The 21,386-nt window shown below is 71.2% G+C and carries 18 protein-coding genes and 1 pseudogene; 14 read left to right on the plus strand and 5 right to left on the minus strand.

Annotation, left to right across the window (positions count from 1 at the left end; all coding sequences use genetic code 11):
* Positions 1-772 precede the first annotated feature (772 nt).
* Positions 773-1,353: pseudogene (locus tag CIB93_RS12085) on the minus strand (MFS transporter); the annotation flags it as partial.
* 132 nt (positions 1,354-1,485) lie between these two features.
* On the opposite strand from CIB93_RS12085, the gene CIB93_RS12090 reads away from it, so the two are divergent.
* Positions 1,486-1,908, plus strand: a complete 423-nt coding sequence (locus tag CIB93_RS12090; RefSeq protein ID WP_096626788.1) for a pyridoxamine 5'-phosphate oxidase family protein — start codon at positions 1,486-1,488, stop codon at positions 1,906-1,908.
* Between the two features lie 315 nt (positions 1,909-2,223).
* Here the strand turns inward: CIB93_RS12090 and CIB93_RS39410 are convergent, their stop codons facing one another.
* From CIB93_RS39410 to CIB93_RS12105, 3 genes are all read right to left on the minus strand, one after another.
* A complete protein-coding gene (locus tag CIB93_RS39410; RefSeq protein WP_143660028.1) occupies positions 2,224-2,559 on the minus strand; it encodes a hypothetical protein in 336 nt (111 codons plus the stop codon).
* A gap of 231 nt (positions 2,560-2,790) precedes the next feature.
* Positions 2,791-3,996: a globin domain-containing protein gene (locus CIB93_RS12100; protein WP_096626790.1), complete on the minus strand. Its 1,206-nt coding sequence runs from the start codon at positions 3,994-3,996 to the stop codon at positions 2,791-2,793.
* 270 nt (positions 3,997-4,266) lie between these two features.
* Positions 4,267-5,259 carry a nitroreductase family protein gene (locus CIB93_RS12105; RefSeq protein WP_096626791.1) on the minus strand — a complete coding sequence of 331 codons (993 nt, stop codon included), beginning with the start codon at positions 5,257-5,259 and terminating at the stop codon, positions 4,267-4,269.
* A gap of 425 nt (positions 5,260-5,684) precedes the next feature.
* On the opposite strand from CIB93_RS12105, the gene pflB reads away from it, so the two are divergent.
* The 13 genes from pflB (at position 5,685) to CIB93_RS12165 (ending at position 20,382) form a co-directional block, all read left to right on the plus strand.
* The gene (gene pflB / locus CIB93_RS12110; protein ID WP_096626792.1) at positions 5,685-7,943 is read left to right on the plus strand and encodes a formate C-acetyltransferase; all 2,259 of its coding nucleotides are present in this window, start codon (positions 5,685-5,687) and stop codon (positions 7,941-7,943) included.
* Positions 7,940-8,677, plus strand: coding sequence for a pyruvate formate-lyase-activating protein (gene pflA / locus CIB93_RS12115; protein ID WP_096626793.1), 738 nt, complete (start codon positions 7,940-7,942; stop codon positions 8,675-8,677). The genes pflB and pflA overlap by 4 nt, the downstream gene beginning before the upstream one ends.
* A 92-nt stretch (positions 8,678-8,769) precedes the next feature.
* Complete coding sequence (locus CIB93_RS12120; protein ID WP_096626794.1) at positions 8,770-9,462, plus strand: response regulator transcription factor; 693 nt, start codon at positions 8,770-8,772, stop codon at positions 9,460-9,462.
* A 124-nt stretch (positions 9,463-9,586) separates the two neighbouring features.
* Complete coding sequence (locus CIB93_RS12125; protein ID WP_096626795.1) at positions 9,587-11,344, plus strand: GAF domain-containing protein; 1,758 nt, start codon at positions 9,587-9,589, stop codon at positions 11,342-11,344.
* Between the two features lie 512 nt (positions 11,345-11,856).
* Positions 11,857-12,486: a DoxX family membrane protein gene (locus CIB93_RS12130; protein WP_096626796.1), complete on the plus strand. Its 630-nt coding sequence runs from the start codon at positions 11,857-11,859 to the stop codon at positions 12,484-12,486.
* A gap of 153 nt (positions 12,487-12,639) precedes the next feature.
* Positions 12,640-13,545 (plus strand): universal stress protein, encoded by a 906-nt coding sequence (locus CIB93_RS12135; RefSeq protein WP_096626797.1) that lies wholly within the window; start codon positions 12,640-12,642, stop codon positions 13,543-13,545.
* Between the two features lie 129 nt (positions 13,546-13,674).
* Positions 13,675-13,809 (plus strand): hypothetical protein, encoded by a 135-nt coding sequence (locus CIB93_RS38835; RefSeq protein ID WP_257002152.1) that lies wholly within the window; start codon positions 13,675-13,677, stop codon positions 13,807-13,809.
* A gap of 380 nt (positions 13,810-14,189) precedes the next feature.
* On the plus strand, positions 14,190-14,987 hold the full coding sequence (locus CIB93_RS12140; RefSeq protein WP_096626798.1) for a sigma 54 modulation/S30EA ribosomal C-terminal domain-containing protein: 798 nt from the start codon (positions 14,190-14,192) through the stop codon (positions 14,985-14,987).
* A gap of 160 nt (positions 14,988-15,147) precedes the next feature.
* Positions 15,148-16,065, plus strand: coding sequence for a universal stress protein (locus CIB93_RS12145; RefSeq protein WP_096626799.1), 918 nt, complete (start codon positions 15,148-15,150; stop codon positions 16,063-16,065).
* Between the two features lie 273 nt (positions 16,066-16,338).
* Positions 16,339-17,214, plus strand: coding sequence for a universal stress protein (locus CIB93_RS12150; RefSeq protein WP_096626800.1), 876 nt, complete (start codon positions 16,339-16,341; stop codon positions 17,212-17,214).
* 344 nt (positions 17,215-17,558) lie between these two features.
* Positions 17,559-18,458, plus strand: a complete 900-nt coding sequence (locus CIB93_RS12155) for a universal stress protein (RefSeq protein ID WP_096626801.1) — start codon at positions 17,559-17,561, stop codon at positions 18,456-18,458.
* A 32-nt stretch (positions 18,459-18,490) separates the two neighbouring features.
* Positions 18,491-19,513: an alcohol dehydrogenase AdhP gene (gene adhP, locus CIB93_RS12160; RefSeq protein WP_096626802.1), complete on the plus strand. Its 1,023-nt coding sequence runs from the start codon at positions 18,491-18,493 to the stop codon at positions 19,511-19,513.
* A 5-nt stretch (positions 19,514-19,518) separates the two neighbouring features.
* Positions 19,519-20,382, plus strand: coding sequence for a universal stress protein (locus tag CIB93_RS12165; RefSeq protein WP_096626803.1), 864 nt, complete (start codon positions 19,519-19,521; stop codon positions 20,380-20,382).
* A 172-nt stretch (positions 20,383-20,554) separates the two neighbouring features.
* Here the strand turns inward: CIB93_RS12165 and CIB93_RS12170 are convergent, their stop codons facing one another.
* Positions 20,555-21,319: a sortase domain-bontaining protein gene (locus tag CIB93_RS12170; RefSeq protein WP_096626804.1), complete on the minus strand. Its 765-nt coding sequence runs from the start codon at positions 21,317-21,319 to the stop codon at positions 20,555-20,557.
* Between the last annotated feature and the right edge of the window lie 67 nt (positions 21,320-21,386).

Here is a 21,386-nt window from a genome sequence, read left to right on the forward strand (position 1 = left end):
GTCTCAGGGGCACCGAGGTGCCGGGCGATCCGGTGCTCAGCTGCCCGTGACCGTGCCGCCACAGCTCAAGACTGCCGTGCTCCGCAGTCGCGTACCAGGGGCGGCCGGTCCCGGTGGGGAGGGCGACCCGGCCCTGGCCACAGGGCCGAGGAGCCCCGCGCCCCGGCTGGTGTCCGCTCCCCTCGGTCCCCTCCGGGGCGGCACGCCCACAAGGGCATAGCAGCCGAACGCGGCGCCAGGATCGGAGCCCGCTTCCTTCAGAACCAGGAGGCCGAGGTCGTCTCAGGATGCCCGGCATGGGACTGGCTCCCGAAGCGGAGCTCGTCAGCGCGGACCTGCGGTGACCTCACCGCTTTCGCCGACTTCGACCCTTGGCCGAGATCGCCGGTTCGGCCCCGTCCCCCTGGGGCTCGGCAAAGGACGCAAGCGGAGGGCCGAAGCCGGTCAGGCTCAGCCACTTCAGCACGATGGTGCTACGAGCTCTTCCGACTGGAGGAGGAGGCTCAGTCCGTGCCTGCCGACTCCGTCAGCTTTTCGAGCTGCGCGGCGATCACCTCGTCCGGGGCCTCGCCCGCCTTCTTGTGCGCGACCATGCGCACGAGCCGGATGAACGTCCACGCCGCGAAGAGCGGCAGTGCGCTCCCGCGTGCAGTTGGAGCAGCGCCGGCGCCGGTAACCGGGCAGGCGGTCGCCGTCGTTCGCTTCCGCCGGTCTGGCCGCCGGTCCTCAAGCGGTTCTGCCGGCCGCGCGGGGCTCGCGCAGCCTGCTGGCGGGCAGCCGGACGGCGTGCGGCCGACTCGGTCGGCACGGTCCGGCCGGGCGCGTCACGGAGCAGGCGAGCGGCGGCGGCGTACAGCGCGAGAACCGCCGCGGTGATCAGGAACGGTGTGGACATGCTGTTGGCGTCGACCAGCTTCACCGTGGTCAGGGCGCTGAGGGCGGTGCCGCCCGTACTCGCGCCGAAAACTCCGATGGCGAGACCGCGTCGCTCGGGCGGGAACCAGGCGCTCACGAGCGGAACGCCGACAGCGAAGGCGGTGCCGCCGATACCGAGGAAGAACCCGCCGATGAGCAGGGCGGTGAGGGAGGAGTGCCCGGCCAGGCCGAGGTGGAGCACCGGCACGGTGGTGGCCGCCGACACGATCGGGGAGCATGACCCGTCCGCCGAACCGGTCGGTCAGTGCGCCGACCGGGATCCGGCCCGGAGAACCGACGGCGACCGGCACCGCCACCAGCAGCGACTGCTCGAACGATGACAGGCCGAGCCTGTTCTTGAACCGAGGGCCGAGCGGGCTGAGCAGCGCCCAGGCCCAGAGGTTGACGGCGAAGCCGACGGTGGCCAGGGCCCAGCATCAGCCAGGCCCGCGCCCCGGATTGCCCACAGGACTCGGTCGGAGCGGCGGATGCGGCCGTCCGCTGCCGGGGTCCGCAGAAGGGGCCGACCGGCCCTACCCGGTGTCACACCGCGACGCGGAGAATGGCGGGATGCTCGAGAACGACGCCATCCGCATTCTCGACCGGCTGGAATGCCTTCGTCTGCTGGCCGAAGTGCCGCTCGGCCGGGTCGTGTACACCCGGCAGGCGCTGCCCGCGGTCCTCCCGGTCAACTTCTTCCTGGACGAGGACGACTCCGTTCTGCTGTACACCTCGGCGGTCTCCGACCTCGTGCAGGCCATTGATGGTGCCGTGGTCGCTTTCGAGGCGGACGAGTTCAGCGCGGCGACCCGGTCGGGCTGGAGCGTGGTCGTCACCGGTCGGGCCGGCGTGGTTGCCGAGCCCGCCGAGCACGAACGGCTCTCGCAGTCCGGCCCGCATTCCTGGATGCCCGTACGCGACGGTGTCTTCGTGCGCATCGAGTCCGAGTTGGTCACGGGACGCGAGATCGCAGGTACGCGCACCGCCGGCTGAGGCGGAAGCCGCGGGCGTTTCCGCATGCCTGTCCGGTCTGCGCAGCTGACCGGACACGGCCAACCGGGCGGGCGGCCCTCCCACCGGAGGCTGCCTTCCCGGGCGTTGCGGGCGATGCGGCGTACGCGGCCGCGCGCGGGGTGCGGCTGCCCTCGGGCTCGTACCCGAACCGGATCAGCAACCGCGGGCACCGCTGCTGCGAACCGTTCACCGCCGCCCGCAGATCCTTCCATTCCATCGCCTGGTGCGGCATGGAGGTGCGTATTCCGTACGAGGTCGCCGTGAGCAGCACGTGTTGCAGCGCTTGGCCCGCCCTCAGCCAGTCCTTGTGCCGGTCCGCGCCGTCCACAACAGTGCTACCGGCGCGTGGCGTTCGAAGTGCAGGGCAGGAAGGTGCGGCACGGGTAGCTGGCCGGTGAAGTCCCGCATCGGTATCCGGCCGGACGCGTCCAGGGCTCCCACCGCGGTGACGGGGATGCCGTACCCGGAGTCGGTTCCTGGGACGGTGAGCCAGCGGTGTGCCTCCGCAGTGCGGCCGGGGTGGGAGGCGTTGCGGACCTCGCCCGTCCGGGTCAACCGCAGCAGACGCCTGGTCCTTACGATGTCGGGGACCTCAAGACGCGCGCCCTGCGTGTGCTCCGCAGTGATCATCTCCGTCACGATCGCTTCAGGCACGGGGCGGCCGGTGAAGGGCATCCGGCTGCTGTGACGCCGTTCGACGGCCTCGTACAGTGGCCGCAAGGACGGGGGCCCGTCCTCGCCGCCCGCGGCCAGGTGCACGACGGCGAGCAGGTCGGGATCGTCCGTGGTGGGCAGCAGTAGCTCGTACAGCCTCCGTCGCTGATCAGATCGTCGGCCCCACGGCCCCCGCGCCGCCTGCGCTCAGGCTTCCGTGTGGGCCAGCCACAGGTCGGGGCCGAAGACCTCGTAGCGGATGTGGCGCGCCGGGACGCCCGACTGGATCAGCTGTGCCCTGACGGCCCGCATGAAGGGCAGTGAGCCGCAAAGGTAGACATCGGTGTCGGCTGACAGGTTCAGCCCTTTGAGATCCATCAGACCGGAGTGGGCGCCGGGCTCGGCAGCGGCGTTCTGCTCGTACCAGAACTCTGCCCGGGCGGCGGGCAGGCTGCTGACCAGGCGGTGGATGTCCGGGAGCAAGGCATGGTCTGCCGGAGAGCGATCGGCGTGCAGCACCGTGACCGGGCGGGTGGCTCCGGTCGCCGCGAGGTGTTCGAGCATGCCGACCATCGGGGTGCAGCCGATACCGGCCGAGATCAGCAGCAGAGGGTTGTCTGCGTCGTCGAGGACCACATCGCCGAACGGAGCGGACAGGGTGAGTTCGTCACCGGCCTCGACGGTGCGGTGCAACTGGTTGGACACCTCGCCCTCGGGCGCGTCGGACAGGCTCGCCACCCGTTTCACGGTGACCCGGCGCAGCTGGTCGCCGGGGGCGCCCGACAGGCTGTACTGGCGCACCTGGTGTATGCCGTCGGGCATCCGCACCCTGACGCTGACGTACTGGCCGGCGCGGGCGGGCGGCACGGGGCCCTCGTCGGCCGGGCGCAGCAGGAAGGAGACCACGTCGGGGGTCTCCTCGCGCCGTTCCACCACCGTCCACCGCCGCCAGGGGTGACGGGGGTCGATCTGCGCCTCCTGATAGAGACGGGCCTCCTGGGCGATCAGGGCGCCGGCCATGAGCCAGTACACCTCGTCCCAAGCGGCGGCCACCTGCGGCGTGACCGCTTCGCCGAGCACCTCCGCGATGGCATGGAAGAGGTACTTGTGGACGATCGTGTACTGGTCCTCGGTCACACCGAGCGCGGCATGCTTGTGGGCGATCCGGGAAAGCAGCGCGTCCGGCCTGGTCTCGGGATCGGCGAGCAGCGCCTGCGCGAAGGCGGCGATGGAACCGGCGAGAGCACGGCGCTGACCACCGCTGGCCTGGTTGCCGCGGTTGAACAGCCCGTCCAGCAGTTCGGGCTGCTCGGCGAACATGGTGCCGTAGAACCGAGCCGTGATCTCGTCCAGAGCCCCGCCGACGGCGGGCAGGGTTGCGCGGACGACGGCGGCCGAATCGGGCGAAAGCATGGGTCTCCTCGACAAGGTGGTGTGCAGGGGAACTGTGCTCACCATCCTGGCGGTCCTGGTGCCGGGCCAGATGGGCCGATCGGCCTTCCCTGTGGGGCCAACCGGCTCGGGGGCGTACTGGAGTCGCGCAACGGACCCGCCGGCCGGGTCGCGCGAGCGCGGAGACTCTGCGGCCCCTCGTCCGGAACGGGCCGTGCGTCCTCGCCCGGTCGGCCGTGACGTCCGCGGGCGTCTGATGCGCGGAAGACCTCACATGCCAGCGAGGCCCGGTCACATGATGTGCAGAACGTCCTTCACCGGTCGGCGAGGAGTGGCCGGGCCTCTCGGGCCGTAGCCGATACGCAGCACCATCTGCACTTGCCCCAAGCCCGATCCCGGGTCGCGTACCAGCAGCCGCAGCTCCGCGGTCTCCAGCGCGTGGGAGGTCAGAGAGGTCGCCAGCTCGGCCAGGGTGGCCTCCAGCAGTACCCGTTCCAGTGCCTGCCCGGCGTGCAACCAGTCCTCAGGGCCGTCACCGGAGGTGCTCAGCAAGGCCAGGTGCGGGGCGAACTCGAAGGTGGTGCTGCCACGGTCGGCCACCGGCCGACGTCCGGCGAAGTCCCGTACGGGGGCTCTGCCGTCCCGTTTGCGGGGCCCGAAGGCGTACTCGGGGACGCCGTCGACGGCCGTGTCCGCTTCCGGACCGAGCCGCGTCCAGCGGATGAGGTCCTCGCGGGCACCGGGGTCCATGGCGTCCCGGCTCTCCGCGTCGCGAACCAGGTCGAGCACCGTCTCGGCGTGCCAGGGGGCGGGGAAGTGCAAAGCTGCGGACTCGCGCGCGGCGGCGTCCTGCAGCATGCTCCGTACCTCTTCGGGAATGTCCGTCTCCGCGAAAGGGTGACGGCTGGTGTGCCGCTGCCGGATCCCCGGGTGCAGCCGCGCCAGGGCATCGTCCCGCTCGCGCCCGGACTGCTCGGCCAGATGGACGGCGGCGAGCAGCAGTGGGTCCTGCGGCTCGGGCAGCAGCCGGACGTCCGGGGCGAGGCCCGCGTGCGCGGCGGCGACACGCAGATTGAACAGCGCAGCCCCACAGCCGATGTGCAGCGCCCGGTCACCGGGATCGGAGCGCGGCATGGCCCGCTCGTCATCGGCGTACAGCAGCAGGAGGCTCTCGCCGGTCAGGAAGCGGAAGCGCCACGGCTGCGCGTTGTGCATGGAGGGCGCCGCCGTGGCCGCGGCCACCAAGGCGACCACTGTTTCCTCATCGACATGTCGCAATGCCACGCCTCCTCCTCTCTCGGACCGGAACGCGGCCTCCACTTACCGGGTGCCCAGTGAGCGGACCGGTGGACACAGCACATCACCGCCGTGGCCGCTCCGCACCCTGCGGGCCCACTCCGGTGTCCACCTCACGAGAGCGCGTGGCTCTGGGCCATCGGAACAGCGGCTGCCGCCGACGCGCGACGTCGACGGCCCCCGGCCGAACACGCAGGTGGCGGGCGATGCGGGGCACAGGCGCTGGAAGCCCGTTCGGTTCCGGAGCGAAGACTTCCGCCGACCGACGCGCCGAGGCATCTGTCCGTGGGAGGCCGAAGGTCCCGCCGGTCGGGGCCGCACGGGATCCGTCGGTGCCCTGACCGGCACTCCTCGCCGCCTGCCCGCACGACGAGTATCGGCAGTGACGAGACCGTCCGACGAGAGGACCTGCGATGACCGCGACGGTGACAGCCGTCCCCCGGACCGCCGACGCCTGGCGACAGTTCACAGGGAACGGGTGGCGTGCGCGTATCGACGTGCGTGACTTCATCCAGGCCAACTACACGCCCTACGAGGGCGACGCTTCCTTCCTGACCGGTGCCACGGACCGCACGCGGGCGGTATGGGAGAAGGTCAGCGCGCTGTTCCCCGAGGAGCGGCGCAAGGGCATCCTCGACGTGGACACCACCACCCCCTCCACCATCACCTCGCACGCCCCCGGCTGGATCGACCGTGACCGTGAGCTGATCGTCGGCCTGCAGACCGACGCGCCGCTGAAGCGGGCGATCATGCCCAACGGCGGCCTGCGCATGGTGGAGAACGGGCTGAAGGCGTACGGCTACGAGCCCGACCCCTTCGTGACGCGGGTGTTCGACACGTACCGCAAGACCCACAACGCCGGCGTGTTCGACGCCTACACCCCGGCGATGCGCGCCGCCCGCAGGGTCGGCATCATCACCGGACTCCCGGACGCCTACGGTCGCGGCCGGATCATCGGCGACTACCGGCGCGTCGCCCTCTACGGCACCGACCGGCTCATCGAGGCCAAGCGCGCCGAACGCGCCGGCCTCGACGGCAGGCCGTCCACCGCGGACGTCATCCGCGACCGGGAGGAACTGGCCGAACAGGCCCGGGCGCTGGGCGAGCTGACGGCGATGGCCGCGACGTACGGCTGTGACGTCAGCCGTCCCGCGGCTACCGCGCACGAGGCCGTGCAGTGGCTCTACCTCGGCTACCTGGCCGCTGTGAAGGAGCAGAACGGCGCTGCGATGTCGCTCGGCCGGACCTCCACCTTCCTGGACGTCTACCTGCAGCGCGATCTGGACGGCGGACTCCTCGACGAGACGGGTGCCCAGGAACTGATCGACGACTTCGTCATCAAGCTCCGCATCGTCCGCTTCCTGCGCACCCCCGAGTACGACGCGCTGTTCTCCGGGGACCCGACCTGGGTGACGGAGTCCATCGGCGGCATCGGTGCCGACGGCCGCCCGCTGGTCACCCGCACCTCCTTCCGCTTCCTGCGGACCCTGTACAACCTCGGCCCCGCCCCGGAACCGAATCTGACCGTGCTGTGGTCCTCGCGACTTCCGGACGGCTTCAAGAAGTTCTGCGCCCAGGTGTCCATCGACACCAGCGCCGTCCAGTACGAGTCGGACGACCTGATGCGGACACGCACCGGCGACGACACCGCGATCGCCTGCTGCGTCTCCGCCATGGCGGTGGGCAGGCAGATGCAGTTCTTCGGAGCCCGCGTCAACCTCGCCAAGGCACTGCTGTACGCCGTCAACGGCGGCCAGGACGAGATGACCGGAGATCAGATCGCCCCCGCGATGCCGCCCCTGACCGGTGAGTACCTCGACTACGACGAGCTGTCGGCCGCGTACGACCGCGTGCTGGACTGGCTCGCGCAGACGTACGTCGACGCGCTCAACGTCATCCATTACATGCACGACAAGTACGCCTACGAGCGCATCGAGATGGCGCTGCACGACTACCCCGTCCACCGCTTCATGGCCTGCGGCATCGCCGGCCTGTCCGTCGCCGTGGACAGCCTGTCCGCTGTCAAGCACGCGCGTGTCAAGGTCTTCCGCGACCGGACGGGGCTGGCCGTGGACTTCCGGACCGAGGGGGAGTTCCCGGTGTACGGCAACAACGACGACCGTGCCGACAGCATCGCCGTGGACCTGGTGGAGTCGTTCATGGCGAAGGTGCGTGAGCACCCCGCCTACCGCGACGCGGAGCACACCCAGTCCGTGCTGACCATCACCTCCAACGTCGTGTACGGCAAGCACACCGGTAACACCCCTGACGGCCGGCGCGCCGGACAACCCTTCGCTCCCGGCGCCAACCCGATGAACGGCCGCGACAAGCACGGCGTGGCCGCCTCCGCCCTCTCGGTGGCCAAACTGCCCTACGACGCCGCACGGGACGGCATCTCCCTGACCACCACGATCACCCCGGAGGGACTGGGGCACGTCCCCGGGGAACGCGCCGGTCACCTGGTCGGCATCCTCGACGCCTACGTATCCGCGGGCGGCTTCCACATGAACGTCAACGTGCTGAGCCGGGCCGTGCTGGAGGACGCCATGGAGCACCCGGAGAAGTACCCCGAGCTGACCATCAGGGTCTCCGGCTACGCGGTGAACTTCGTCCGTCTGACCCGCGAGCAGCAGCTCGACGTGATCAGCCGCACCTTCCACGGAGCACGGTGAGCACCAGGACGACAGGCCGGATCCACTCCTGGGACCTGTCCACCGGCGTGGACGGTCCCGGGACCCGGTTCGTGCTCTTCGTGAGCGGCTGCCCGCTGCGCTGCCTCTACTGCGCCAATCCCGACACCTGGCACATGCGCGACGGGCGGGAGGCCACCGTCGACGAGGTGATGGCGGAGATCGGCAGGTACCGGGGCTTCATCACCACGGCCGGGGGCGGGGTCACCGTCACCGGCGGTGAACCCCTGCTCCAGCCGGCCTTCACCGGGACGCTCCTGCGCCGCTGCAAGGAGGCCGGTCTGCACACGGCCCTCGACACCTCCGGACTCCTGGGGGCCCGGGCCCCGGACGAGCTCCTCGCCGACACCGACCTGGTGCTCCTCGACGTCAAGTCGTTCGACACCACCACCTACAAGAAGCTGACCGGCGGCGCACTCGCCCCCACCCTCAGCTTCGTGAACCGCCTCGATCGGCTGGGCAAGCGCGTGTGGATCAGGTACGTCCTGGTGCCCGGCTGGACCGACGACGCATCCGCCGTCGACGGGCTTGCCGCGTTCCTCTCCGGTCTGGGCTGCGTGGAGCGGGTCGACGTCCTGCCGTTCCACAAGCTCGGCACCGCCAAGTACGACGCACTGGGCGTCCCTTTTGCTCTGCGCGGAACGCCGATTCCCGACCCGGCGCTGGTGGACCGGGTACGGGGTCAGTTCCGCGAGCACGGGCTCGCGGCCCATTGACGCGGGCGAAAGTGGGGCCGACCGGCCCTGGTCCTGGGCCGTCCTACAGGATGAGGATGCCAGCACGGGACGAGGCACACGAGGAGCGGTCGATGGCGCACAGCGAGCAGGACGGCAGCACGGGCAGCCCGATCAGGGTGTTCCTCCTGGACGACCACGAGGTGGTACGGCGAGGGGTGCACGACCTACTGGAGGACGAACCGGGCATCACGGTCATCGGGGAAGCGGCGACGGCGGAGCAGGCATTGGTGCGGGTCCCCGCCCTGCGGCCCGACGTGGCCGTCCTCGACGTGCGTCTGCCCGACGGCGACGGGGTGACCGTCTGCCGTGAACTGCGCTCGACGATGCCGGACCTGGCCTGTCTGATGCTGACCTCCTTCGACGACGAGGAAGCACTGCTGGACTCGATCATGGCGGGAGCCGCCGGGTACGTCCTGAAGCAGATCCAGGGATCGGACCTGGTCACGGCCGTGCGGACGGTGGCCCGTGGGCAGTCGCTGCTGGACGCGAGCGCCACGACCAAGCTCATGGCACGGCTGCGCGGCGGACAGCCGGCCGAGGAGCCGGAGATGCTGCCGGGCCTGACCGACCGCGAGCGCGAGATCCTCGACCTGATCGGTGAAGGGCTGACCAACCGGCAGATCGGGCAGCGGCTGTACCTCGCGGAGAAGACGGTGAAGAACCACATCTCCCGCCTGCTCGCCAAGCTCGGCGTGGAGCGCCGCGTCCAGGCCGCGGTCATCGCCACCCAGGCCCGCGACCGTATGCGACCCGACGGGCGCTGAAGGCGAAGGCCCGGCGGCCGGGCCCGCACGGCTGAGACGGTCCCTCGTCCTGCTCCTGTTCGAGCCGTTACTGTGGTGGTGCACGGGACGGTGGCCAGGCGGTGCGGCGTTGGAGGAGTAGCGGGTGGAGAACGCCGAGGGAGTCCGTGAGGCACGGGTGCGACTGCCGCAACTGCGACTGGACGAGTTGCTGGAGGAGCTGCAGGCCCGGCTGGACGCGGCGCGCGGGACCCGGGACCGGGTTCACAGCCTGCTGGAGGCCGTGCTGTCGGTCGGCCGTGAGCTGGACCTGGAGCAGGCGCTGCGCAGTATCGTGGAGGCCGCGGCGGCCCTCGTCGACGCCGAGTACGCCGCGCTCGGGGTGATCGGCCCGGACGGCAAACGGCTGTCGGCTTTCCACACGGTGGGTGTGGACGAGGAGCAGATCGCGAGGATCGGACCCTACCCGGAAGGCCACGGCATCCTGGGCGAGCTCATCCGCCACCCGGAGCCGTTGCGTCTGCCCAAGCTCTCCGAACACCCTTCCTCCTACGGCTTTCCGGCCCACCATCCGCCGATGAACACCTTCCTCGGTGTCCCCATCCGGGTGCGCGACCACGTCTTCGGCAACCTGTACCTGACGGAGAAGCGCGGCGGGCAGCAGTTCGACGAGGACGACGAGTCGGTGCTCGCCACGCTGGCCGTGGCGGCAGGTGTGGCGATCGACAACGCTCGCCTCTACGAGGAGTCCCGGCTGCGGGAACGCTGGCTGGAGGCGAACGCGGAGATCACCCACACGTTGATGTCCGGTGCCGACCAGGGCGGGGTGCTGCCGCTGATCGCGGACCGGGCGAGGGAGATCACCGCTTCGGCCCTGAGCGTGGTGGCGATGCCGGTGAGCGGGACGGACACACTCGCCGTGGAACTCGCGATAGGCCAGGAGGCCGACGTATGGCGGGGGGTCGTCCTGCCGGTGGAAGGCACTCTCGTCGGGCAGGCGTTCGTTCACCGGGCTCCTGTCAGCACCGCGGACGTTTCACGTGACTCACCGCTCTCGGTCGGCCCGCCGCGCTCCGACGGGCTCGGACCGGCCGTCGCTGTGCCGATCGGCTCGCGCGACGAGGCCCAGGGAGTGGTTCTGCTGGCCCGGCAGTCGGGCGGCCGGGAGTTCACCGGCAAGGAGACCGAGTCTCTCCAGGTCTTCGCCGCGCAGGCCGCCGTCGCGATGGAGCTGGCGGAACGCCGTCAGGACGCCGAGCAGATCACGCTGTTGGAGGACCGCGACCGGATCGCACGCGACCTGCACGACCTGGCCATCCAGCGGCTCTTCGCCACCGGCATGACGCTGCAGAGCGCCGGGCGGCGCGTCCAGGACGACGTGGCTTCCGAGCGCATCCTGCGGGCGGTGGACGACCTCGACGAAACCATCAAGATCATCAGGTCGACGATCTTCGGCCTGCGTTCCCGCGACGACGGCACGGCGCCCGGCCTGCGCTCCCGCGCGGTGCGCGCGATCGGTGAGGCAGCTCCTCTTCTGGGCTTCGCCCCCAGCGTCCGTATGGAGGGCCTGCTCGACACGCACGTGCCCGGTAGGACCGCCGACCACGTCATGGCCGTCCTCACCGAGGCCCTGACCAATGTCGCCCGGCACGCCCGCGCCGACCGCGCCGACGTGGTGCTGGACACCGACGGCAAGCAGGTCCGCCTGACGGTCACGGACAACGGCGTCGGTATCCCGGCCGGAGGCCGCCGCAGCGGCCTGGCCAACATGGCGGAACGCGCGCGGAGCCTCGGCGGCGACATGGAGCTGCAGAGCCCGGAAGGAAAGGGGGCACGGCTCGTGTGGCACGCTCCCCTGGAACAGCCCTCGGGCACGGCGGAGGGTGCCCGTCCGGGCTCGTGAAGCGCGGCTCAGCTGCTGAGCGGTCCTTCGGCCCCTCTTCTCGGCGGCCGGTCGGCGTCCGTCCCGTCGCGGCTCTCCCCTTCCTGTGTGGCACGCGGTGCCGGTCGGTCCCCGGCGGTCCCGGTAGGGGCATCGTGCGCCCCTTCACGAGGGCGGCCTGAACGCCGGGGCAGACGTGGTGCAGGGGCGGCAGGACCCGGCAGCTCCGACTGGTCAATCCCGTGGCGAGACGTCGAGCGTGGCGGGGCTCCTCGATATTCCACTCCGTTGTGTACAGGTCCGAGTCGGCGGAGCCCGGGATGAAGCCTGCCCGACCCCGGCCCGTGGCCGCGCGTGCGCGCGGACCTTGCGGGACTGGTCCGGCCTGTTCGCTCGACCGCCCTGAACGCCCCTTCGTTTAGGGGCCGTTCAGCCCTGGACTGCGGACCTTCGGCGTCGGGTGCGCGGTGGCGCGGGCCGGAAGAGTGAGCGATGTCGGGAACCACTCGCACAGTGCTGAAGGGACCATCGTCATGGCCGTGCACCAGCCCACTCACCGCCGCTCACCTTTCCACCTGCCGTCGTTGCGCGGGAATCAGGCCGCCACCGGACCGGAGGCGGACGTGTCGGCGGGTGCCGGCACGCGTACCGCGCAGGCTTACGTGCTCGCCCCGGCGCGTGTGCTGATGGGCTTCGTCTTCCTGTGGGCCTTCCTCGACAAGACGTTCGGCCTCGGTTACGCGACCGCCTCAAGCAAGGGCTGGATCGACGGGGTTTCGCCCACCGCGGGCTTCCTCGGGCACGTCGCCGTCGGCCCGATGCAGTCGACGTTCCACGCATGGGCCGGTGCGGCCTGGGCGGACTGGCTCTTCATGCTGGGCCTGCTCGGGGTCGGGCTGGCTCTGACGGTGGGGGTGGCGCTGCGTCCGACGGCGCTCGCGGGAACGCTGATGATGGCGTTGATGTGGGTGGCTGAGTGGCCGCCCGCACAGCACCTGTCGGACGGGTCGGCGAGCATGTCGACGAACCCGTTCGCCGACTACCACCTGGTCTACGCGGTGATGCTGATCGCTCTGGCCGCTCTCTCGGCCGGCGACGTGTTCGGTCTGGGCCGGCTGTGGGCCAGGCTCCCGGTCGTCCGTGACCACGGGTGGTTGCGCTGAACTCGGCTGGTGGGGCGGGTCCGCCGAAGGGCCCGCCCCACCAGCCCGTCGACAGGGGCTATCGGCTCTCTTCCGGAACCAGCGGCCCCGGCCCCCGTGCAGCCCCCGCAAGACACGCTGAGAACAGACCGAATGACACAGGAGGTGGGCAGTATGGCCCGCTCGATCACTGTAGGACTCGACGGCTCGCCCGAGAGCCGGGCAGCAGCTGAGTGGGCTGCCCGCGAAGCGGCGCTGCGGAAGCAGCGGGTACGGCTGCTGCACGTGTGGCAGCCGGTGCCGGAGGCCATGGCCGAGGCTCCGCCTCTCGGCACCGAGACACATCAGCACTGGACCGAGCGGATTCCCCGGGAAGCCGCGCAGGAACTGAAGCTGCGTCACCCTGGCGTAGAGGTGACCACCGAGCAGCGGACAGGAGTTCCGGCCGAGGTTCTGCTCGACGCCACGTACGACGCGGAACTGTTGGTACTGGGTTCCCGCGCCCTCAGTGGCCTCGCGGGCTTCCTGGTCGGGTCGGTCGGCCAGTCGGTGGTCGCCCGGGCCGAGCTGCCCGTGGTGCTGGTGCGCGCCGGGGAACGGACCGCCGACGAGCACGTCGAGGACTCCGCCGGTCCCCCGTCCACCGCTACCGGTTCGCGGCCTGTGGTCCTGGGCCTGGACACCGACAGCCCCGACGACACGATGATCACTTTCGCGTTCGAGGAGGCGAGATGTCGCGATGCCACGCTGACCGTCGCCACGGGCTGGAACCTCCCGTCCTCCTACGCGTACAGCCTGGCCGCCGGGGTGGACCTCCGCGAGGACATCATCCGGGAGCAGGCCATGGCACTCACCGAAGTGCTGCTGCCGTGGAGGGAGAAGTATCCGGATGTGGAGGTGGCCGAGGTCTCGCGGCTCGGCAGTCCCGCCGGCCTTCTGATCGACGCCTCCCGCGACGCCTCCCTCGTCGTCGTGGGTCGGCGCGTGCGCCGCAGCCCTTTCGGCGCGCACATCGGTGCCGTCGCCCACGCGGTCATGCACCATGCCATCGCGCCGGTCGCCGTCGTCGCTCACGCCTGACGCGCGGACACGCCTGCTGCCACGACGGCCACCGGGCTCTTGTCCGCGCCGGTCCGGCATCGTCACCCGGCACGACACGCCGCAGGTCTTCCCGCACCGGACGCGGAGATCCACGAATCGGTGATCCGCATGGTGCTGGAGCACGGTCTGCGGAGTGTCTCCGGCGGCATCGCCGTGTTCCGGCCTGCTCACCGCTTCGACGATCGCCGGTTCGGCAACGGCACGAGCGTGCCGCGCGGCGCCGCGAACGACCGGCCGCGGTGACGGTGTGAGGTGGCCTGCCGCGTCTACGTAGCCCGAGCACGGCACGTGAGGGCGTTCTCCGGCAGAGCAGGGACGGTCGGCCCGACCGGCCTCTTCTGATCTCTGCCTGGGGCACCGGTTGTTCGCGAGCCTGGTCCGTACGAGCCGTCCACGACCCGGGCTCCCTGCCGACGATCGGCGCGGTCCGCGCCGCGCCGATCGCCCTTCCCGACCCTCCGAGCGACGCGGATGGCTGTGGGCCGAAGGGCCCTCACCGGCAGTCCGGAGGTCCTTGGGCACGGGCCTCTTACGGGTACGGGTGGCGCCTCGGCGCGGACCCGTCGGCTCTGCCGGGAAGGAGCGGCGGGAGCCAGGATGAGGGAGACCGAGGAGGAGTTGCCATGAGTGGTCTCAGGACCAGCGAAGAAGTCGACGTCCAGGTGCGCAACCGAGGAAGGGTGCCGGACGAGGCGGGCGCCTACGCCCGGAGGAAGGTGCTCGTGGTGATCAGCCATGTGAGCGAACCGGTCCTGTCGGCCCGCGTGAAGCTCACGCAAGCCGCCCATGCTTCGGCGGCCCGTCCGGCTACGGCTCAGGCGGTGGTGGACGTCAACGGCAGGCCCGTGCGAGCCCATGTCGCCGCGACCACCATGTTCGAGGCCGTCGATCTCCTGCAGGAACGCCTGACCGCGCGCATCGCCCGGGCACGGCGGTACAGGGTGCGCGGATCGCGCGGTGGAGGCCCGGACGACCGGACGTGGCGGGAGGGCTCGGGTCATGAGCACCGCCCGCACCGCCAGTACCTTCCGGCCGACGAGCGCCGCATCATCCGGCACAAGGCGTTCAGCCTGGCCCGGCAGACACCGCAGGACGCCGTGATCGACCTGGAGGCCATGGACCACGACTTCTGGCTCTTCACCGACCTGGCCTCAGGGCACGACAGCGTGGTCTACCGGGACGCTGTCGGCGGCCGGCACCGTATGGCGTCGCTCGGGACCACCGGCCGACAACGGGACTTCGAGGGACCGTTGAGCGTCAGCACGGTTCCTGTCCCCGAGAGCGATGTGGACGGGGCCGTCCAGCGACTGCGCCTGACCGGTCTGCCCTTCGTCTTCTTCCACGACACCGGCACCGGCCGGGGCAGCGTGCTCTACCACCGCTACGACGGCCACTACGGACTGATCACCCCGGTCCTGTAGGCGCACCGCCTCACCACCGTGCCGCCCCTTGCGGGACCGGACATCTCGCGGTCGACGGCCGGCGCGCCGCCGCCAGGCACCGCGCACGGGCTGTCGCGCTGTCCTCGCCTTCGTCCTGCCGCCGCTCCTCGACCAGACACACCCTGTATTCGGAGGAACCATGTCCCGACGTACCGTCATCGCCGCTGTGGACGGCTCGGCCGAGTCGCTCGCCGCAGCGGCGTGGGCCGCCCGAGAGGCCCGCCTGCGCGGTCTGCCCCTGCACCTCCTCCATGCCCGGCAGGACCGTTCGCCGCTCTTCAGCCCCGCCCTGGCGGGGGGCATCGGCACCGCGTCCGACGGAACCACCATGACCCGCCACGGGGCGGAGCACGTCCTTGCTGAGACGGCCGATCGGCTGGGGGAAAGGCATCCCGACCTCGACGTCAGCGTCGATCAGGTCATCGGGCGCCCCGCAGAGGTGCTGCTCTCCGCGACGGAGCAGGCGGAGGTCCTGGTGATGGGATCGCGAGGGCTCGGTGTCCTCGGTGGCTTCCTGGCCGGATCGGTGTCCACGCCCGTCATCGCCCGTGCCGAGCGCCCGGTCGTCGTCGTGCGGCCCGGCGGACGGGTCGAGGACGGGGCCGGTGGCGGCCCGGCCTCCAGCCAGTACCTCGACGTGGTGCTCGGCCTCGACCTCTCCCGGCCGTGTGACGAGTTGATCTCCTATGCCTTCGAAGCCGCCACCGCTCGCGCGGCCGGGCTGCGGGTCATCCACGGCTGGACCGCCCCGGCCGTCTTCGACCACGACCCCGCAGCCGCCGACCCCGGCCATCGTGTCGCCCGGGGACTGCGCGAAGCGAGCGCGCTCACGGACGTACTGCGGCCGTGGCGCGGCGCGTTCCCGCAGGTCGAGGTCACGGAACAGTGTGTCGTCGGCAGGGCCGCTCACCACCTCGTGGACGCCTCCTCCAACGCCTCCTTGCTGGTGGTGGGGCGGCGCATACGCCGCGCACCGTTCGTCACGCACGTCGGGCCGGTCACGCACGCGGTGCTGCACCACGCCGCGGCCCCGGTGGCAGTGGTCCCCCACCTGTGAGCGCGCACGGTCGGCTCCACGCGCGCTGAGAGACCGCCGTCTCCGCTTCCACGACACACCGGTTCCCCGTTGCGGCCCTTCCGGAGGTAGCGCCGTCCGCCGCGGCCTGAGACCGGTTGGAGGCCCCGTCGCACAGCGCGATCAGGGCCACTCAGGCCCACACCAGGGACGATCGGCCCCAGTGCCGGGTGCCGGCCCCGTGTGAGGCTCACACCATCACGTCATCGCATTCGCTGGAGTCTTCCCCCTTCAGCGGCAGCATCAGGAGGCAACATGTCCGGCATCATCACCGTAGGACTGGACGGGACCGACCACGCTGCTGCGGCGGCGGACTGGGCGGCTCAGGAGGCGGAGCGCCGGCGATCGGCCCTGCGACTGGTGCACGCCTGGGTCTGGCGCCCCACCGACGTGGCGTACGTCGGAGACCGGGCGGCCGAGGAGCGCTGGGTGCGAAACATGCTCGACGAGGCCCGGGCCCGCGTTGCCAGGGAGCACCCGTCCTTGGACGTCACGACGGAGCTGATCGTCGACGACCCGGTGCCCACCCTCCTGGCCGAAGCCGCACGCGCCGACATGCTGGTACTGGGTTCGCGCGGCTACGGCACCCTGACCGGCTACCTGATCGGTTCCGTCTCGATGAAGGTGCTGCGCCATGCGGCCGGGCCGGTCGTCATGGTCGGAAAGCCGCATTCCGGCACGCCCCAGCAGGCTCCGGAGGTGGTGGTCGGCGTGGAACCCGGGCAGACCGGTGACGCGGTCCTGGAGTTCGCCTTCTCAGCCGCGGCCGAACGCGGAGGGACCCTGCGTGCCGTACACGCCTGGAGCGTCCCGCCGGCCCTCGCCTGGGGTCCGGGTTCGTTGTATCTGGTCGACGAGACGAACGGTCTGGAGCAGATCAACAGGGAGGTCCTGGCCGAGGCCCTCAAGCCATGGCGGGACAAGTATCCGCAGGTCGAGGTCGTCGAGCAGTTCGAGACCGGCTCTGCCTCCGAGGTCCTGCTGTCCAACAGCGCCGATGCCGGCCTCGTGGTCGTCGGGCGGCGCAGCCACGAGGCGGGCCTGCGACGTCTCGGCCCGGTCACCCACGCCGTTCTGCACCACGCCACAGCCCCCGTGGCGGTCGTGCCTCACGACTGTCCCCCCAAATAGGACCGCAAATAGGACCGCGCCCGTATCTCCTCACCGCGCGGACGAAGGCGCGTCCGATGCCTTCTCTCCCGCGCCGGCCGGAGCGGCCTGGGCGGACCGCTGGCTGCCCCGGACCCGAGCGGTACCCGTCCGGTGCCGCTCGGCCCGGCGCGGTTGCGGCCGTCCGCTTCCGTCCCCCTCCGAAGCAACGGATGACTGCGGCTGAGCAACCCGGCCCCTCGGACCGCCGCACACCCGCGCCGATGGGGCCGGTCGGCCCCTGCGGGGGACCAGCGGCCCCTGCCCCGATGTCCGGCCGAACAGCGACGCTGGAACCAGAACATCCCAGACCGGAGGAGAGCATCATGGCCCGCACGATCACCGTAGGACTCGACGGATCGGCCGAGAGCGGAGCCGCTGCGGAATGGGCGGCGCGCGAGGCGAAGCTGCGTGACCTGCCGGTACGGCTGATGCACGTGTGGATGCCGGTGCCGGAACCGATGGCCCAGGCCCCGCTCCTGGGAGCAGAGACCCACCAGCACTGGACCGAGCGGGTTCCGCGCGAGGCCGCCGAAGGGCTCAGGCTGCGCCACCCGGGGGTCGAGGTGGGTACCGAGCAGCGTAGCGGGACGCCGGCCGAGGTTCTCGTGGAAGCCGCCCGCGACGCTGAGCTGCTGGTCCTGGGGTCCCGGGCGCTGAGCGGGCTCGGCGGATTCCTCGTGGGCTCCGTCGGACAGGCCGTGATCGCCCGGACCCAGGTGCCCGTGGTCCTGGTGCGCGCCGGGGAACAGGCCGCCGACGAGCACGTCATGGACCCCGCCGGCATTCCGTCCGCCGCCACCGCTTTCCGCCCCGTCGTCCTCGGGCTCGACAGCCCCGACGACGCCGTCATCGCCTTCGCCTTCGAGGAGGCGAAGCGTCGCGGGGCCGCCTTGTACGCGGTCCGGGCCTGGGACTCGTGGCCCTACGCCGTGTACACCGTCGGGCCGGGTTTCGAACACCACGAGGAGTTCTCCCGCCAGAGGGCCGACGCACTCGCCGAGACCCTGCGTCCGTGGCGGCAGAAGTACCCGGACGTCGAGGTCGTCGAGGTGTCCCGCCCGGGCAGCGCCGCCGCGCTCCTGATCGACGCCTCCCGTGACGCCTCCCTCGTCGTCGTAGGCCGCCGCATACGCCGTAACCCCTTCGGCACCCACATCGGTGCCGTCACCCACGCGGTGCTCCACCACTCCACCGCGCCCGTCGCCGTCGTCGCACACGACTGACGAACATCCGTACACAAGAGAACGAGGACATCATGAAGGCAGCGGTCGTACGGGAATTCGGTCAGCCCCTCGTCATCGAGGAGCGCCCCGACCCCGAGCCCGGTCCCGGACAGGTCCGCGTCCGCGTCGAAGCGTCCGGGCTGTGCCACACCGACATTCACGCCGCGCACGGTGACTGGCCCGTCAAACCCACCCCGCCGTTCGTGCCCGGCCACGAAGGTGTCGGCCTCGTCGAGAAGCTCGGCGAGGGAGTCGCTCATCTCTCCGTCGGCCAACGGGTCGCCGTGCCGTGGCTCGGCCGCGCGTGCGGGCGCTGCGAGCACTGCCTGTCGGGCTGGGAGACGCTGTGCGAGAGCCAGGTCAACACCGGTTACGGCTGCGACGGCGGATACGCCGAGAAGATGCTGGCCTGGGCCGACTTCGCCCAGCTGGTGCCCGAGGGCGTCAGCGCCATCGACGCCGCCCCGCTGACCTGCGCGGGCGTCACCACCTACAAGGCCCTGAAGGTCGCAGGCGTCCGGCCCGCACAGCTCGTCGCCATCTCCGGCGTGGGCGGTCTCGGCCATCTGGCGGTTCAGTACGCGAAGATCGCCGGCGCCACCGTCGCCGCCATCGACGTCACCGACGAGAAGCTCGAACTCGCCCGGGAACTGGGCGCCGACATCCTCATCGACGCCCGTACCCAGGACGTCGGGGCGGAGCTGAAGCGGCACGGCGGCGCCCACGCAGCCCTCGCCCTCGCGGTCAGCCCGGCCGCGTTCGAAGCCGTGAACTCGGGTCTGCGGCGCGGTGGGAAGCTCGTCATGGTGGCCCTGCCCGCGCACGGCACCATCCAGGTGCCCATCTTCGACACCGTGCTCAACGGCACCTCGGTGATCGGCTCCATCGTCGGAACCCGCCAGGACCTCGCGGAGGTATTCCAGCTCCACGCGGACGGCCGGACGAAGGTCATCCAGGAGACCCGACCGCTCACCGCCGTCAACGAATCGATCGACGAGGTGCTGCACGGCAAGGTCAAGGCCCGCATCGTCTTCGACCTCGGCGCGGGAGGCTGAGAGCGATGAACCTGCCTCTGATCGTCGGCGTCGACGGCTCCGAGCCCAGCCTGCGGGCCGTCGACTGGGCGGCCGACGAGGCCGCCCTGCGCCGGGTGCCCCTGCGGATCGTGTACGCCTCCTTGTGGGAGCGCTACGAAGGGCCCGCACTCGCGCCGGAGGTGGGCAGCACGTCCGGGCGTGTCGCCGCGGAGGACATCCTCGCGGCCGCGGCCGAGCGGGCGCTGCGCCATCATGCCGAGCTGCCCGTGACGACCGCCAACGTGCTGGAGGAGCCTGAGCACGCCCTCGTGCGCGAAAGCCGCGACGCGTCCGCCGTGGTCGTGGGCACCCGTGGACGCAGCGGTCTCGCCGATCTGCTCCTGGGCTCCGTCAGCCTGACCGTGGCCGCACAAGCGCACTGCCCGGTGATCGTGATCCGCGGCAACCACAGCAACCGCGCTGTCGGCGGGGGCCGGGACCACATCGTCCTCGGAGCGGCCGATGCGCCGACAGCGGCCGTGGACTTCGCCTACGCCGAGGCGAAGCGGCGCGGTGTCGCGTTGGAGGCGGTACGGGCGTGGCGGTGCCCCATGCACGAGACGGTCGACCACCCTCTGCTCACGGGTGGTCCCGAGCGCCTGCACGAGGAAGGGGCGGCCAAGGAGCTGGAGGAAGCTCTCGCCGACGCTCCCGCTGAGGTTCGGTTGCGGCGGCGCACAGCGGAGGGCCCCGCCCACAGGGTCCTCCTGGCCGCCTCGCGAGACGCCGGCCTCCTCGTCGTCGGCCGACGACGAGGAGGAGGCCTGGGGCCCCGTCTGGGACGGGTCGCCCACACGGTCCTGCACCACTCCGGCTGCCCTGTCGTGGTCGTGCCGGAATCGGAGTGAGGGGGAGGTTCCGAGGCGGGACGGCGGGGAGAGTGCATCGGCTTCTGCCAGGCGGTGGCGTGCCCCCGTTCACCCGCGACACACGGGTGCAGCGACGACCGGAGCGCCCGCGGTGACGGGACAGCTGGACTGCCGGGCTGTGAGGGAGTCGCTGGACGGTGCCCCGGGGCGCTCAAGGACCGCGGTCGGTCCGGTCAGCGGCCGACGTTGCGGGCTCTGCGGTCAGCACGAGGTCGGAACGGTAGGTGCGGCGGTCGCTGTCCCGGTCGGCGCAGGTGATCAACGTCAGTGTGGGGGTCATGGCAGGGCCGTAGGCGCGGTGGGAGGGGAAGTCGTCCTTGGCCCACACCTTCATCGCGGTGACGTCGAAGTGAGCGGTGGTCCCGTCCCGACGGAGAATCATCATCAGGGACCCCTTGCGCAGGGCGCCCAGGCCGTAGAAGGCGGCGGGGCCGGAGCATGAGTCCAGGTGGCCCACGACGACGGCGTCTTCGTTCCGCAGACTCTTGGCGGTTTCGTCGTTGACCGTGATGGTGCGGTGGCAGGTGTACGAGGCGCCCTTGGGGAAGCGGTCGGCCGTGCGGACCGAGTGGTCGGCCCTGGTGTCGCCGGTGGCGTGAGCGAGGCGCCGATCTTGCCGTAGAGGGGCAGGCTGTCGGTCGTGTTGAGGCTGAGCTGTCCGTTGTGCTGCCGGGCCGCGCAGGCCGACGGGCGCTGGCCCTTGGCCCCGATGTGGAAGTGCTGGGCGTGCGGGGCGTCTGCGCCATCCCGGACGCGCATTCGGGGGGGCCGGTGGAAGTGCCGCTGAGCCCTTGCCGGCGGGGCGCCGTGCATGTCCGGGCGGTGCACGGTCCTTGCTGAAGGCGGGGGGCGGCTCTTGTTCGGTACGGGCGGAACGTCCGCGCGCAGGTGGAGCCTGGGGAGTGTCGGCAGTCATGCCGTGAGCGACGACGCCTTGTAGGGGCGTGGTTGTTCAGCAGGAGATGCTCCATCGACCAGGACCG

Source organism: Streptomyces sp. WZ.A104, from assembly GCF_002382885.1.
GTDB lineage: Bacteria > Actinomycetota > Actinomycetes > Streptomycetales > Streptomycetaceae > Streptomyces.

Excerpts from the sequence above, each read along its gene's own strand:
- CIB93_RS12140 (WP_096626798.1), top strand. The coding sequence starts at position 14,190 with ATGAGTGGTCTCAGGACCAGCGAAGAAGTCGACGTCCAGGTGCGCAAC.
- CIB93_RS12130 (WP_096626796.1), top strand. The coding sequence starts at position 11,857 with ATGGCCGTGCACCAGCCCACTCACCGCCGCTCACCTTTCCACCTGCCG.
- CIB93_RS12155 (WP_096626801.1), top strand. The coding sequence starts at position 17,559 with ATGGCCCGCACGATCACCGTAGGACTCGACGGATCGGCCGAGAGCGGA.
- CIB93_RS12170 (WP_096626804.1), bottom strand. The coding sequence starts at position 21,319 with ATGACTGCCGACACTCCCCAGGCTCCACCTGCGCGCGGACGTTCCGCC.
- CIB93_RS12090 (WP_096626788.1), top strand. The coding sequence starts at position 1,486 with ATGCTCGAGAACGACGCCATCCGCATTCTCGACCGGCTGGAATGCCTT.
- pflB (WP_096626792.1), top strand. The coding sequence starts at position 5,685 with ATGACCGCGACGGTGACAGCCGTCCCCCGGACCGCCGACGCCTGGCGA.
- CIB93_RS38835 (WP_257002152.1), top strand. The coding sequence starts at position 13,675 with ATGGTGCTGGAGCACGGTCTGCGGAGTGTCTCCGGCGGCATCGCCGTG.
- CIB93_RS12135 (WP_096626797.1), top strand. The coding sequence starts at position 12,640 with ATGGCCCGCTCGATCACTGTAGGACTCGACGGCTCGCCCGAGAGCCGG.
- CIB93_RS12150 (WP_096626800.1), top strand. The coding sequence starts at position 16,339 with ATGTCCGGCATCATCACCGTAGGACTGGACGGGACCGACCACGCTGCT.
- CIB93_RS12145 (WP_096626799.1), top strand. The coding sequence starts at position 15,148 with ATGTCCCGACGTACCGTCATCGCCGCTGTGGACGGCTCGGCCGAGTCG.
- CIB93_RS12100 (WP_096626790.1), bottom strand. The coding sequence starts at position 3,996 with ATGCTTTCGCCCGATTCGGCCGCCGTCGTCCGCGCAACCCTGCCCGCC.
- adhP (WP_096626802.1), top strand. The coding sequence starts at position 18,491 with ATGAAGGCAGCGGTCGTACGGGAATTCGGTCAGCCCCTCGTCATCGAG.
- CIB93_RS39410 (WP_143660028.1), bottom strand. The coding sequence starts at position 2,559 with ATGATCACTGCGGAGCACACGCAGGGCGCGCGTCTTGAGGTCCCCGAC.
- CIB93_RS12120 (WP_096626794.1), top strand. The coding sequence starts at position 8,770 with ATGGCGCACAGCGAGCAGGACGGCAGCACGGGCAGCCCGATCAGGGTG.
- CIB93_RS12165 (WP_096626803.1), top strand. The coding sequence starts at position 19,519 with ATGAACCTGCCTCTGATCGTCGGCGTCGACGGCTCCGAGCCCAGCCTG.